This is a genomic window from Sandarakinorhabdus oryzae, from assembly GCF_009733735.1.
Taxonomy (GTDB): domain Bacteria; phylum Pseudomonadota; class Alphaproteobacteria; order Sphingomonadales; family Sphingomonadaceae; genus Sandarakinorhabdus; species Sandarakinorhabdus oryzae.
In genome coordinates this window covers 19,164-33,200 of record NZ_WNJP01000015.1, presented here as the reverse complement: position 1 = coordinate 33,200, position 14,037 = coordinate 19,164, and the positions used below count along the sequence as shown (strand labels likewise).

Genomic DNA, 14,037 nt, shown 5'->3' with positions numbered 1-14,037 from the left:
CGCCAGCCGCTCCCGCGCGGCCACGGCGGCCTCCCGCGCGGTCCGCGCGGCCTCCCAGGCGGCACGCACGGCCAGCAGATGGTCACCATGGCCAGCAAATTGATCGAGTAACGCGCGGTGACCCTTGGGGCTAAGCAGGCCGCGCTCGTCATGCTGGCCATGGATTTCGACCAGCGCCGCGCCGAGTTCGCGCAGCAGCGTGGCCGACACCGGCTGGTCATTCACAAAGGCCCGGCTGCCGCCATCGGCCTTCAGCTGGCGGCGCAGGATGATGGCGCCATCGGCCTCCAGCTCATTCTCGGCCAGCAAGGCGCGGGCCGGATGGTCATCGCCCACCGCGAATTCTGCCACCACCCGCGCCACATCGGCCCCGGCCCGCACCAGCCCGGCATCGGCGCGATTGCCCAGCACCAGCCCCAGCGCATCGAGCAGGATCGACTTGCCGGCCCCGGTTTCGCCGGTGAGCACGACGAGGCCGGGCGCGAACTCGATGGCCAGCGCCTCGATCAGCACGACATTCTGGATGGCAAGCGCGGTCAGCACAGCCTCGTGTTAGCCGATTGCGCAGCCCACGCGGTAGAGACATTTTCGCAGGCGCTGGTGGCCCCGAAATGCCATTCCCGCTTGCACTTGAGCCAAAATCGAATATAGCCGCCGTTCCTTCGTCGATCCGGAGTTGGCGGCCGGGCCATTCGTCATGGCCGAAGCGCAGACACTGGACGGCGGATCACTGACCGATTTCAGATTGATGGATACAGGTGCCTCATGGCCGTTCCCAAGCGCAAGACCTCGCCTTCCCGCCGCAACATGCGTCGCAGCCACCACGCGCTGACGGCCACCCAGTTCCAGGAATGCCCGAACTGCGGTGAGCTGAAGCTGCCGCACAACATGTGTGGCGCCTGCGGTTTCTACAACGGCCGCGAAGTCGTCGCCGTCGAAGCTTGATCCTGGCGGCCGTCGGGCTGGCCCGGTTCTCATGACAGGCACGCCAAACGGGGGTCCGGTCATCGCGCTCGATGTGATGAGCGGCGATGCAGGTGCGGCTGAAGCCGTTGCCGCGGCTGATATTGCGGCCGAACGCTATCCACGACTGTCGTTCCTGCTGTTTGGCCGGCAAGAGGTGATTGCTGCCGAGCTGGCGCGTTGGCCGCACCTGGCCGCCCGCGCCCGCATCGTCCACAGCGATGACGTCGTCGCCATGAGCGACAAGCCCAGCCAAGCGCTGCGCCGGGCACGCACCACCTCCATGGGCCTCGCCATCGACGCGGTGAAGCGCGGCGAAGCCAATGCCGCGGTTTCGGCCGGCAACACCGGCGCGCTGATGGCAATGAGTCTGTTTGCCCTGCGCACCATGCCGGGCATCGATCGGCCGGCGCTGGCCGCCGTGCTACCCACGCTCAAATCCGAATCGGTGATGCTCGACCTGGGCGCCAACACCGAATGCGATGCCACCAACCTCGTGCAGTTCGCCGTGATGGGCGCGGCGTTTGCGCGCACCGTGCTGGGGCTGGAGCGGCCCAAGGTCGCCCTGCTCAACATCGGTGAGGAAGAGTTGAAGGGCACCGGCGAGATCCGCGCTGCCGCCACCGTACTGCGCGGCGCCAGCCTGCCAATGCAGTTCATGGGCTTTGTCGAAGGCGACAAGATCGGCCAGGGCGACACCGACGTGGTGGTGACCGACGGCTTTTCCGGCAACATCGCCCTGAAGACCGCCGAAGGCACCAGCCGGCTGGTCACTGGCCTGCTCGGCAATGCCTTCCGCTCCTCGATCTGGGGCAAGCTCGGCTATTTCATTGCCCGCGGGGCGCTGGAATCGCTGCGTGCCCATCTCGATCCCAATGCCCACAACGGCGCGGTGTTCCTGGGGCTCAACGGCCTGGTGGTGAAAAGCCACGGCAGTGCCAATGCCCGCGGCCTCGCCAACGCCATCGGCGTGGCGCATGATCTGGTGATCGACGATGTTGGCCGCCGCATCCGCGACGATCTTGCCGGGGTCAACATGGCACTTGCCACCACGCTGGAGCCTGATGCGGCATGAGCAAGCGGCGTTCCGTGATCATCGGCACCGGCAGCTACCTGCCGCAGACCGTGCTCACCAACGAGGATCTGGCCGCCCGGCTCGACACGTCTGATGCCTGGATCCATGAGCGCACTGGCATCAAGCGCCGCCATATTGCCGCCGAAGGCGAGTTCACCTCCGATCTTGGCACCGCCGCTGCGCGCAGCGCCCTAGAAGCCGCTGGCCTGACGCCCGGTGACATCGATCTGATCGTTGTCGCCACCGCCACGCCGGACCAGACGTTCCCGGCCTGCGCCACCGTGATCCAGCATAAACTGGGAATGGTCCACGGCGTCGCCTTCGATGTCGCCGCCGTCTGCTCGGGCTTTCTCTATGCCCTCACTGTCGCGGACGCGTTGCTGACCAGTGGTGCCCACAGCCGGGCGCTGGTGATCGGCGCCGAGACCTTCAGCCACATCCTGGACTGGGAAGACCGCACCACCGCCGTGCTGTTCGGCGATGGCGCTGGCGCCATCGTGCTGGAGGCGCAGGTCCAACCCGGAAACAACGCCAGCGATCGCGGCGTGCTGGCCGCCAAGCTGCACAGCGACGGCCGCTACAATGATCTGCTGTATGTCGATGGCGGCCCGGGTTCAACCGGCACCACGGGCAAGCTGAGGATGAAGGGCAAGGAGGTTTTCCGCCATGCCGTGGTCAATCTTTCCAGTGTGATGGGTGAGGTTCTTGAGGCCGCGTCTTTGCAGCCGGGAGATGTGACCTGGGTGGTGCCACACCAAGCCAATCTGCGCATCCTGGAAGCCACGGCCAAGAAATTGAACCTGTCACCCGATCAGGTCGTGGTGACGGTCGATCGCCATGCCAACACGTCGGCCGCTTCCGTGCCGCTGGCGCTGGATGTGGCCGTGCGTGATGGCCGGGTGAAGCCGGGCGATCTGCTGCTGCTGGAGGCGATGGGCGGCGGCTTTACCTGGGGCGCTGCTGCGGTTCGCTGGTAAGAAGTGCAGACCTCGCGCCCAGGTGTGACAATTCGACTCGCAAAGCAAAGAAAGTCGCGTAAAATCACGCGATAACAAGAGTCGCTTGCCGATTGGTCTCACCGTTTGGGTCGAAACTGCTGCCGGGCACGCAGCAACTGGGGGGAAAAGCATGGCTACCACGACTTCAGCAGGGAGCGTGACGCGCGCCGACCTGGCGGACGCTGTTCATCGCGAAATCGGTCTGTCGCGCACGGAATCGGCGCAACTGGTCGAACAGGTGCTGGACCGGATCAGCGAGGCGCTGGTTGCCGGCAGCAATGTCAAGATTTCCAGCTTTGGCAGTTTCGTCTTGCGCAACAAGGGTTTGCGCGTCGGCCGCAACCCCAAGACGGGCGTTGAAGTGCCGATCGAGCCGCGCACTGTGCTCACCTTCCGGCCGAGCCAGCTGCTGCGCGAAGCCATCAACAAGTAAGCGCCTGGACGACAGGGAGATGGTTGGAGCGTGACCGACAAATCCGACACCGCGTTCCGCACCATTTCCGAAGCTGCCGACGAGATCGGGGTGCCGGCGCACGTGCTGCGCTTCTGGGAAACACGCTTTCCCCAGTTGCAGCCATTGAAGCGCGCCGGCGGCCGCCGCTATTACCGGCCGGTGGACATGGCGTTGCTGCGCCAGATCAAGACCCTGCTGCACGATGGCGGCATGACCATCCGCGGTGCCCAGTTGGCGCTGGCCGGCAAGAGCGTGGTGGCCAAGGAGCCGGCGCCGCCATCACCGGCCCCTGCCCCGGCAATAGTGACCGCCGCACCTGATCGCCAGGCTTTGATCGCCATTCGCAACCGCCTCGCCGCCGCCCTGGCGGCCTGAAGCGTCTCATGCGCTGCATCGCCCTGTTCAGCGTCAAGGGCGGGGTAGGCAAGACGGCGCTGGCGGTGAACCTCGCCCATGCCGCCGCCACCCTTTCGGGTCGGCGCACCCTGCTCTGGGACCTGGATGCGCAGGGCGCTGCGAGTTGGCTGCTCAAGGTCGAAGCCCGCGCCGGCGCCAAAGCCCGGAAGGGCCTCACAGAGGCCGAACTGACCGACCTGGTGCAGCCCACTGCCTTTCCCAATCTCGACGTGCTGGCGGCCGACCGCTCGCTGCGCCGCTTGGAGGCTGATCTTGCCGGCGAAGGTGAGAAGATGCTCAAAAGGGCATTGAAATCACTGGAGAAGCGCTATGATCGCATCATCCTCGATTGCCCGCCCGGCCTGACCGAACTGGCCGATCAATTGTTCCGCGCTGCTGATCTTATCGTGGTGCCGCTGATCCCGTCGCCGCTCTCGACCCGGGCGCTGGCGCAGTTGCAGGACCATCTTGCCGCCGAAATGAAATCGCCGCCGGCTGTGCTGCCGGTCTTCTCGATGGCCGATCGCCGCAAGGCGCTGCACCGGGCCGCGCTGGAGGCCAAGCCGGATTGGCCCGTTATCCCTTATGCAGCCGCGGTGGAGGCGATGACGGCGACGCGCACGCCGCTGCTTGCGGGCCGCAAGAGCCCCGCTGCCACGGCCATCACCAGCCTGTGGGCTGACGTGGAACGGCGCCTGGCAGGCTAAAAAGCACAGACTTTTGAAAGAGCTGGCCCGGTTTCGGGTTTTTGACACAATTGACGATTCGTATCGATTCCGGGATTTTTCCGGTCGCACTGGCCCGGACCAGGCATCGTCCGAGCCCTGCCACAATGACAGGCTTTGGCCGCGTAGGACAGGCCGGACGGAGCGACCGACCCTCCCCCCAGAGGGGGGAGGGGTTTGGCCTCACACCGTCAGCGACATGCCGCGATAGATGCGGCTGCGATAACGACTGTCCTCGGCATCCGGCAGCGGCGCCCCGGCCAGCAGCACGGCACGGGCGAAGCGGCGGACCTCTTCCTCGTGCTCGCCGGCGTTGCGCGGCTCTTCCGAACGCACGCGGCGGGTGAGGTTGATCTGGTTCACTGCCACCTCGTGGACAAGACGCTCATTTTCCACCGCGATGGTGGCGGTGAAGGCGTGCAGCGTCGTCTTGACGAAGTTGGCCAGCGCAAACGCACCCTTGGCCCCCTCGCCCATCGGCACATCGGGCGAGACCAGCACAAGCTGGCACTGATCGAACAGCGAGACCTTGCGGGCGATGCGGAAATGATGGGTCAGGTTGTGCTCGACCACGTCGGCAAAGCCGTCGCCATCCAGCGGACTGTCGGCGTCGAACAGCTGGTCGGGCAGGGCCTTGAGCGGGGTGGAGACGATGGTGGTCGGGTGACCCCACGTTGCCAGCGCCGCGTCCATCGCGCTCTCGATATCGCCGTCAATGACCAGGCTTTCCACTCGGTCACCGCTGTCCCTGATATTGGCCTTGATCGCTGCAGCACCCGCTGCACTGGCGGTGACCAGCACCACGCGCGCCACGTCGCAATCGAGGAAACCCTGGGCGGCGGCGCCGAGATAATCGGCGAGATGCTCACCCACCAGCCACACGGTCTTGCCGCCCATCTGGGCCAGGCGCTCGGCCTTGGGGCTGCCGAACAGTTCGCGCTCGGTGTGCGAGCGTTCGACGTTGAGGCCGCCTGACGGCATGAAGGTTTCGCCCGAGACGGCGCGATCGGCGAGGAAGAACACCGTCGCCTGCGCCACTTCGGTCTCGGTCGGCATCTTGCCGAGGTGGAGCTGGCTCAGCACGCCGCCGCGCACCTTGGCGGCTTCGCGGCCGATCTGGGCGACCGGCAGCCACGGCATGTCATCGGGCGGCACCCGCAGCAGCCAGTCATTCTCGTCACGGTCCTGCCAGTCGGTGCCGATCAGCCAGCCGCCCAGCCGCAGGCGCTTCAGCAGCTTGGCGGCCAGCACGGGCGTGAGGATGTAGCGATCCCAGCAGCAGCTTTCATCGCCCTCGCGCGCACAGGCCAGCGCCAGGTCGCGCAGCGCCTGCGGGTTGGCCTTGTCGTGGCTGAGTTGCACGCTGTCGTTGCGTGACAGGCGCGAGAGCACTTGTGCCACCGGCGCGCCGCCGCGCACCGCCTTGATGACGGCGGCGTGGACGGCATTGAGGCGCTTGTTCTCGAGGATCAGCCGGCCGCGCCGCTCGAACAGGCCGGGCTTGCCGCCGAGACCCGCCAGCCGGTCACCATCCACTGGGCCTGGCGCAATGGCGTTGATCTGGATTTCCGGGCCGAGGTGGCGGGCCATGGATTCGACCATGGCGCGCTGGCCGGATTTCGACACCGCATAGTCGGTGCGGTTGGGATAGGAGACGGCGAGGAACTTCTCGCCGCCGAAATAGCTCGAAACATTGAGGATATAGCCCGAGCCCTGGCGGCGCATCATGGGCACCACCATGTGCATCAGGGCATAGTTGGAGATGAGATTGGCGAACTGGGTGTGGCGGAAGGCGTCGACCCCCATGTCCACCGCCATCTCCTCGGCCCCCGACACGCCGGCATTGTTGATCAGATAATCGATGCGGCCAAAGGCGCGCACTGTCTCGTCAACGGCGTGCTTCAGGCTCTTCATGTCGGCCACATCGATGCCGGCCAGCGTGCGCACCCGGCGCTCCACACCGGCAAAGCCGATATCCTGCAGTTCGCCCACGATGCGTTCGCGCGCGGCATCAAGCTCGCTCTCGCGGCGGGCGACCATCATCACCTTGGCGCCGGCCAGCGCCAGCAGCCGGGCGAGCGCACCGCCGATGCCGGCCGAACCGCCGGTGATCAGCGCCACCTTGCCCAGGTGCAGCCCGGTGATGTTCTCGGCCGTGCCCGCCAGCGCGCGGCGGGCGCCGGTCGCCTTGGCGATGCTGGCCGGGATATAGAGATTGATGGCATCGACCTCACGGCCGCCGAGCAGCAAGCGGGCTGCATGGCCGGCGGCAAAGTCGCGATTTTCCGGCTCGTTGTTGCCGAAGCGGACAATCTGGTTGCCCCACACCGGGCGCGGCGTCTTGCCCTGCTGGCTGGCGACACGGGCTTCGTCCCGCCACACGCGCAGCAACTCCTCGATAGCGGCGCGACCCACATCGGCCCAGCCATTGCCGGCGCCATCATCCGGGTTGGTGATGAACAGCACGCGCGGATCGCCGGGCAGATCCTGGCCCTGCTGCCAGTAGCGATCGAGCGTGCGGGCAACCGCGATGGCGCCTTCCAGCTCATCGTCGACAAAGCGCTCCACCGCCGCATCGCCAGCCTCGGCCAGTGCGCCGGTGAAATAGCCTGGACCGCGCGTCGGCAGGATGATGGCGCCATCGATGGGCGCCACATGGGCGGTGAAACGGGCCAGTTCGGCGTCCATCGCCAGGTGATCGTGGCGCGGGAAGCGCACGGCTTTCACACCCGCCGGCAGACGCTCCGCCGCGTCATCAAGCGCGGCCTGGGCGTGGAAGCCAAGCAGCACCTTGGCCCCCTGCCCGGCGAACAGCCCGGCCATCGCCAGAGCGTCGTCCAGCTGGTTGCCGGCGGAGATCAGGATGCCGTGGCCATCGCCATCGATGGCACGCAGATCAGGCCGGTGCAGGAATTCGCTGCGCGATTCGAGCGGCACCGCCATGCCGTGGGTGACTTCGAAATCATGGGCGGCAAAGGCCGCGCTCTCGTCCGAGCCAAGGAACACGCAGGCATTGGCGATATCGGCCGGCGTCGGGAAGGTCTTGGCCCTGGGCTCGCCATCGACGCTGCGTTCGAGCGCCATCAGGTTGAAGAAATGATTGGCGGTGCTGCCAGCGTCATCGCCCTTCAATTTGTCCATGGCAGCGAAGACGGTGCGGATGCGTTCGGACGCAATCGGGCCGGGATAGAGCTGGTTCACCCTGATGCCGCGCGTGCCGAGCTCGCGCGCCAGGCCCTTGGACAGGATGTTGAGCGCGGCCTTGGGCACCGTGTATGCGGCGCGGCCGAAATAATCGGTACGGCTGAAAATGGTGGAGACGTTGATGATGCTGCCACCCTCGCCCATCGCCGGGGCGGCGGCGCGGACGAGGTTCCAGGCCACCACCATGATGTTGCGGGCAGCGTCGCCCACCGTCTCGCTGTCGGGCGTGCCGTCCAGTTCGTCGCGCAGCAGCGGCAGATCACCCAGCACCTGCTTGGGGCCAGCCGAACCGGCGTTGTTGACCAGTACGTCGATGCGGCCATGGCGGCCGACCACCTCGGCAATGCCGGCGCGCACGGATTCGATGTCGGAACCGTCCATGGTGACGATGCTGGCGGTGCCGCCCACCTCGGCCACCGCGGCATCCAGCGCGGCCTGGGTGCGGGCGGCGTCGCGGCCGCTCATCACCACGGTCGCGCCTTCAGCCAGGTAGCGCCGCACGATGCTGCCGCCCAGGTTGCCGGCCGCCCCGGTGATCAGCGCCACCTTGCCGGCCAGCCGGCCCGTTTGCGCGGCCTGCGCCGTCGTCTTGCCCATGGCGTTCATTCCCCCTGCCCCTTGTCTGCGCTCAACGACGCCCCAAGGGACGCCCACGCTTCGTAGAGTTCATCCTTGCCGCGCAAACCCATCGCCGGCAGCGCGTGGTTGACGATATAGGTCGCGCCGGTGTGGCGGTTGTCCCACATGCTCTGGTGCGCCTCCGGCAGGCCCTCCCACGGCACCACCGTTGGCTCGGTCACATCCAGGATGCCGGCCGCGATCATGTCGTTCATACGGGTGACTTCGTAGGCGTTGCACAGGTGGGTGCCGCGGATTTCCGCCATCGGCATGATGATGCGGCGCTGGCGGGTCCACACCTGCGGGGCGTAGAAATTGTAGCGCTGGCCGGCCATGTCTTCACAATAGACCACGCGGCCGGTGAACGGCTTCACCAGTGCCGTCGTCACGCCCAGCGTGTCCTGCCCGGCACGTTCCAGCACGATATCCGGGTTGCCGCGCGGATTGTCGGGCGAACGCAGCAGCTTGCCGACGGCGTTGCCGAACGGCTTCAGCGTCTTGTCCTGGAACTGGCGCACGGCCTCGCGGAAATTCTCGATATCCTCGCGGGCGACCGGAAGCCGCGGCATGGTATCGGGCCAATCGAAATTGGCGCCCTCCCGCCGCTTGATGCCTTCGAGGGAGACGACGCCGGCCACCGCGTCTTCAAAGCCGAGGCTGAGGATGAACTCGCGTTGGCCATCGGTGTTGGTGACGACAACGATGCGGCAGCCCAAGCCGCGGGCGGCCTCGATCATCTCCAGGCCGGTCTCGTCGGCCAATTGGGTGGTGCCCGGGCCATAGAAGATCAGCACCGCCTCACCGCCGCGCGCACCCGCTTTCGCCAGCATGGAGACGGGGTCGGAGCCGCCCTTCTTGCCCATGAAGCTGAGGTGATAGCCCGACGAGGCGCCGTAGAAAGCGAGCACGCCGCCGTCGCCCAGCAGCTGGAACGAGCGCGGGAAGGCGGTTTCGCCGGCGTGAGAGACGGCATAATCCGCCAGCTTGCCACCATTGATGGCCTTGTATTCGGCCACCAGCGCCTCGCCTGCGGCTTCCCACGCCGCCCAGTCGGCCTTGCTGCCATCGGGCACCGGCGTGAACAGCGACTTGAAGCGCGGATCGGTGCGGTCGAGCGCGCCGACGGCGCCCTTCGACTTCACGAATTCGGCACGCGCCGGGCTGGAAACCAGGCCGGTCACGGCGAGGCCGCTGGCCTTGGCCGATTTCAGCGCATCAAGGCCGGTGCCGGTGGCGCTGCCTTCGATGAAGATGGTCTTGCCGCCAACGATTTCCAGCGTGGTGTAGAGGCAGCGCCAGATGGTGCCGAGGTTGAGAATGTAGCTGCCTGCCTGTTCCAGCGTCAGATCGCCGGGCACCGGGTGCAACTGCGGCGCCTGCACGGTGAGGAACTGGGCGTGGCTGCCCGACTTGGTCTCATAACCCTGGATGGCGAAATCGGCATACATCGGATCGCGCCCGGCCTGCGGGGACAGGAGATCGGAGGTGCCGGAATAGACCGCCACCATATCACCGACCTTGAGGCGGCCCTGCCCGCGCACTTCGCTGCCCAGCGCCGCGACCAGCGCGAGGCCGCCGGAGCCGGTGAGCTGCACATCCTCCTCGTGATTGTCGAACGGGGAGACGGGGATGCCGGTCAACGCCCAGATATCGTTGAAGTTGACCTCCGAGCTGAGCATGTAGACCAAGGCCTCGTTCGGCTCCGGCTGCGGCGTCGGCACGATCAGCTGCTTTTCGTGGGTCGCTGGCGGGCCGAACTGCGGCGCGCCGGTATCCGGGCTGCGCGCAATGCCGAAGCCATATTGATGGCCGGGGATCGGGGTGATGCCGGGGAAGAAGGGCGCGCCGACCGGCAGCAGGTCGCCGGCCGCTTCCAGGCGCTGGGCCTTGGCGTCGAATTCGGCTTCGACATGGACGCCGTCGCGGCGGACGGGCAGCGGCGGCGCCTTTTTGTCCATGAACAGGCGGATGCCGGTCTTGCCGCCATCGGGGTCGACCACGGCCTGCGCGAACAATTCGGCTTCGCGGGCGAGGCCGGCGGCCATGCCCTGGTTCCAGCCGGTGCGGATCGCGTCGATGGCGCGCTCGCCAGCCTTGCCGCGGCCGGCCCATTCCAGCTGCTTCAGGATGCGCTGGACGAACGCATCGCTCAGCGCGGCATCAAGATCGACATGGCCTTCATGTTGCCACGCGCTCTTGGCGGCCTTGCGGCGTTCGGCCCAGGCGCGGCCGAGATGGCTGGTGTCGCCGAGCCGGACGAACTCACGCACGGCGGCGTGGGCGAGGCTGAGCGCGTCATTTGAGCCATCGGCGATGGCATCGATGGCGCCCATCTCGAGCGCGGCCGACGCTTCGACGCTGCGGCCACCCAGGATCAGATCGAGCGCGTCGAGCATCCCCTCTGGCCCGCGCCGATCGGTGAGCAGGCGCGGCAGGCGCTGGGTGCCGCCATAGCCGGGCAACAGGCGCAGGCGGATTTCAGGCTGGCCGAAGCGTGCGTGCGATTCCGCCACGCGATAATGGCAGGCCAGTGCGAACTCCATGCCGCCGCCCAGCGCCACGCCCTGGATGGCCGCCACGCAGGGCTTGCCCATCTGCTCGATCTTGCCGAACGCCAGCTGGGCGTTGGCCGGCAGCACGCGGGCTTCCTCGACGGTGTGGATTTCTTCAAGGAACTGGCGAATGTCGGCGCCGGCGACGAAGCTGGCGGTGCCGTCACCGGTGAACACCACGGCGGCCACATCGTCACGGCGCGACAGATGCTCGACGACGATCACCAGTTCATCGATGGCGCGTTCGTTGAGCGCGTTCACCGGCGGGTTGGTGATGAACACCGTCGCCACCTTCTTGCCCGGCGCGACCGTGTTGTATTGAATACGGAAATAGCGATAGCGGTCGAAGATATCCTGGTCTTCCGACAGGCGCTGCTTGCGCTCCCATTTGGTGATGGCGCGCTTCAGCTCGTCCAGGCTTTCCGGGTTCTTCAGCGTGGTGACGTCGCCAATGGGCGTGCCTTCCACCAGCGCCCGCACCATGCGGCGCATATATTTGCCGCTGCGGGTTTCGGGGAACTGGCTCACCGTGATGAAATCGCCCGGCACGGCCACGGCGCCCTTTTCGTTACGCACCAGATCAGCCAAGCGACGCTCGTCATCACGGGTGATGATCTGGCCGGGGGCCGGCGTGATGAAGGCGAGCGGCGTCAACCCCTTCTCGCGGTGCGGCGCGCCAACGACGAGCACATTGCCGACCGGGCTTTCCGGGTTCAGCGCCTTGTCGCGCAGGATGGCGCCTTCGATCTCCTCGGTGCCCATGCGGTGGCCGGAGACGTTGATCACGTCATCCGAGCGGCCATGCAGCGAGAAGCCGTCATCATCGCCCTGCACGGCGAAATCGCCCTGGGTATAGGCCCACACGCCCTGCCAGCGGCTCCAATAACCATCGCGCCAGCGCACCGAGTCGCCCGCCCAGCCAGAGGCAACCACGCCATCTTCCACGCGGAAATTCTCCGGATCGCCCCAGACGGTGCGCGCCAGATAGGGATAGGGCGCGGCGATGATGATCTCGCCCTTCTCGCCCTTGCCGGCCTTGCGCCACATCACGCCGTCGCTGCCCTCGCGGGTCAGCAGCGCGGTCGCTTGCCTGTCGCCGGCTTCGTCTTCCACCCACACGTCGCCCACGATCCACGGCAGCGGGAAGGTGCGGGCATCGGCCGCCAACGGGAAATCGCCATTGCCATAGAAATGCGTCCAGGCGATGCCGCCATGCTCGGTCGCCCAATAGCTGTTGATATATTGCGGCGTGATGTTCTTCATGCCGAAATCCTGCACCGGCGGGGAGCAGGGCTCGGCGCAGAAGGTGGCGACCCGCAGCTTCGACAGGTCATAGGCCTTGATGTCGGTGAGGTTCTGCGGATCGGTCATCACCGCCTTCAGGAAGGTCACGCCCGCCTTGAAGATGGTGACGCCGTGGTTCTCGATCATCGCGGCAAAGCGCCCGGCATGCGGGAACACCGGCGAGCCTTCGGCCAGCACGGTGGTGACTCGGCTCAGCAGCGCGGCGGCAATCATGTAGCTCTGGCCGGTGATCCAGCCCGGATCGGCGACAACGAAGATGGTGTCGCCCGGACGCGCGTCAAACGCGACCTTCATCGTCTCCATGATGCCGCTGGCATAGCCGCCATGGACATGGACGACGCCTTTCGGCTTGCCGGTCGAACCCGAGGTGTAGATGAAGAACAACGGATATTCGGCATCGACCGGCAGCGGCTTCGACGCTTTCCAGATCGCGGCCACGAAGGCTTCATCGTCCAGCGCGTGCAGCGCCGCCTCATCGGGCAGGCCCGCGGCGGTGAGAATATCAGCCAGCGCGGCGTTGGTCAGGTCATGGCTCCACAGATCGCGGTCACGCCAGACCAGATCGGGCACATGGGTGTGATTGGCGACAATCACCGCCTCCACGCGCGGCGGCGTGCTGACCAGTGCCTCGGCGATGGCGATGCGGATGCGGGCGGATTGCGCGGCATCAACCAGGCCGTCCTTGCCCAGTTCCGCCAGCGCCCGGCCCAGCCCGCGCATGACGTCGCCGCGCTCGACAGTGACTTCGCCCTTCAGCGCCGCCGTGACGATGCCGGACATGGCCGTGCGGGTGGCGTCAGACAAGCCAAGGTCTTCGCCGCCCAGACGATCAGTGAGCAAACGCAGCGCGACATTGACCGGCACATAATTGTCGAGCGCCGGGTCGGTATAGGCCGTCTTGAACGGCACGATCTGGGCGTTGCGATAGCCACCGTCGGCGGTGATGACGATGCGCGCGCCGGCATCGTGGATGCGATCCGACAATGTCTTGTCGGAAAAGCCGCCGAAGACCGGCGTGTAGATGACACCGATGCGCTTGGCCGCTTCCGTCCAGTAGAGCTGGGCCGGGATGTTGGGCATGTTGAGCGCGATGCGGTCGCCGGCCTTCAGGCCGAGCTTCTGCAAGGCAATCGCGCACTTGGCGGCTTCGAGCAGCAGTTGGCGGCGCGAGACCGACACGCAATCAACCGGGGCGCCGCGACCATTATTGGCGGCCAGGTCCCAACGGTCGCCTTCGAAGATGAAGGCGGTTTCAGCGCCGTGGCCGGCCAGCACGTGGCGATCAAGCTCGTTGAAGGCAGCATTGGTGCGGCCGCCTTCGAACCAGCGGAAATTGGGCGCGTCATCGGCATTGAAGGCGCGGGTCCAGGGCGCAAAATCGGCGGGCAGGTCGGCCGTCACCGGGGCAGCGGTGTCAGCGTCCCAGCCGCTCCAGCGGCCCTGCGCATCGCGGCTCAGCCACGCCGTGCGGCCATCGACAGCCACCAGCCAGTGCAGGTTGCGCGCCGCGATATCGCCGTGGAACGCGCCGGGATCGGCCAGCACGGCGGCGCGCATAGCATCCCAGTCGGCACGGGTGCGCACCGGGTTGACACCGGGGATCGGAACAGGCGCACGCGAAGCGGCGGCGGGATCGTACATCGCTCTGTCTGCCCAACATTGCCGCTGGCTCGGCAAGGGCCGGCCAGCAGACAGGAAACTTTGATGAAGGCAGCGCTTAGGGAAAGATTATGTCTCTGCCAAGACG

The 14,037-nt window shown here is 66.6% G+C and carries 9 protein-coding genes; 6 read left to right on the top strand and 3 right to left on the bottom strand.

Features of this window, described 5'->3' with window-relative positions; all coding sequences use genetic code 11:
- Window positions 1–543: AAA family ATPase (locus GJ693_RS03040; protein WP_156254863.1), on the bottom strand; the 543-nt coding region annotated here is incomplete at its 3' end.
- A gap of 222 nt (window positions 544–765) precedes the next feature.
- On the opposite strand from GJ693_RS03040, the gene rpmF reads away from it, so the two are divergent.
- The 6 genes from rpmF (at window position 766) to GJ693_RS03010 (ending at window position 4,593) form a co-directional block, all read left to right on the top strand.
- The gene (gene rpmF / locus GJ693_RS03035; protein ID WP_156254862.1) at window positions 766–945 is read left to right on the top strand and encodes a 50S ribosomal protein L32; all 180 of its coding nucleotides are present in this window, start codon (window positions 766–768) and stop codon (window positions 943–945) included.
- A gap of 31 nt (window positions 946–976) precedes the next feature.
- Window positions 977–2,038, top strand: coding sequence for a phosphate acyltransferase PlsX (gene plsX, locus GJ693_RS03030; RefSeq protein ID WP_156254861.1), 1,062 nt, complete (start codon window positions 977–979; stop codon window positions 2,036–2,038).
- Window positions 2,035–3,015 carry a beta-ketoacyl-ACP synthase III gene (locus tag GJ693_RS03025; protein WP_156254860.1) on the top strand — a complete coding sequence of 327 codons (981 nt, stop codon included), beginning with the start codon at window positions 2,035–2,037 and terminating at the stop codon, window positions 3,013–3,015. The genes plsX and GJ693_RS03025 overlap by 4 nt, the downstream gene beginning before the upstream one ends.
- 151 nt (window positions 3,016–3,166) lie before the next feature.
- Window positions 3,167–3,469: an integration host factor subunit alpha gene (locus tag GJ693_RS03020; RefSeq protein ID WP_156254859.1), complete on the top strand. Its 303-nt coding sequence runs from the start codon at window positions 3,167–3,169 to the stop codon at window positions 3,467–3,469.
- A 30-nt stretch (window positions 3,470–3,499) separates the two neighbouring features.
- Window positions 3,500–3,865 carry a MerR family transcriptional regulator gene (locus GJ693_RS03015; RefSeq protein WP_156254858.1) on the top strand — a complete coding sequence of 122 codons (366 nt, stop codon included), beginning with the start codon at window positions 3,500–3,502 and terminating at the stop codon, window positions 3,863–3,865.
- An 8-nt stretch (window positions 3,866–3,873) separates the two neighbouring features.
- Entirely contained in the window at window positions 3,874–4,593 is a 720-nt protein-coding gene (locus GJ693_RS03010; RefSeq protein WP_156254857.1) for a ParA family protein, read from the top strand.
- 201 nt (window positions 4,594–4,794) lie between these two features.
- Here the strand turns inward: GJ693_RS03010 and GJ693_RS03005 are convergent, their stop codons facing one another.
- Both GJ693_RS03005 and GJ693_RS03000 read right to left on the bottom strand, forming a co-directional pair.
- Window positions 4,795–8,421 carry an SDR family NAD(P)-dependent oxidoreductase gene (locus GJ693_RS03005; RefSeq protein ID WP_156254856.1) on the bottom strand — a complete coding sequence of 1,209 codons (3,627 nt, stop codon included), beginning with the start codon at window positions 8,419–8,421 and terminating at the stop codon, window positions 4,795–4,797.
- Complete coding sequence (locus GJ693_RS03000; protein ID WP_156254855.1) at window positions 8,418–13,931, bottom strand: AMP-binding protein; 5,514 nt, start codon at window positions 13,929–13,931, stop codon at window positions 8,418–8,420. The genes GJ693_RS03005 and GJ693_RS03000 overlap by 4 nt, the downstream gene beginning before the upstream one ends.
- Window positions 13,932–14,037 lie beyond the last annotated feature (106 nt).

Coding starts and splice junctions, on each gene's coding strand:
- GJ693_RS03000 (WP_156254855.1), bottom strand. CDS start 13,931: ATGTACGATCCCGCCGCCGCTTCGCGTGCGCCTGTTCCGATCCCCGGT.
- GJ693_RS03025 (WP_156254860.1), top strand. CDS start 2,035: ATGAGCAAGCGGCGTTCCGTGATCATCGGCACCGGCAGCTACCTGCCG.
- GJ693_RS03005 (WP_156254856.1), bottom strand. CDS start 8,421: ATGAACGCCATGGGCAAGACGACGGCGCAGGCCGCGCAAACGGGCCGG.
- GJ693_RS03010 (WP_156254857.1), top strand. CDS start 3,874: ATGCGCTGCATCGCCCTGTTCAGCGTCAAGGGCGGGGTAGGCAAGACG.
- rpmF (WP_156254862.1), top strand. CDS start 766: ATGGCCGTTCCCAAGCGCAAGACCTCGCCTTCCCGCCGCAACATGCGT.
- GJ693_RS03020 (WP_156254859.1), top strand. CDS start 3,167: ATGGCTACCACGACTTCAGCAGGGAGCGTGACGCGCGCCGACCTGGCG.
- plsX (WP_156254861.1), top strand. CDS start 977: ATGACAGGCACGCCAAACGGGGGTCCGGTCATCGCGCTCGATGTGATG.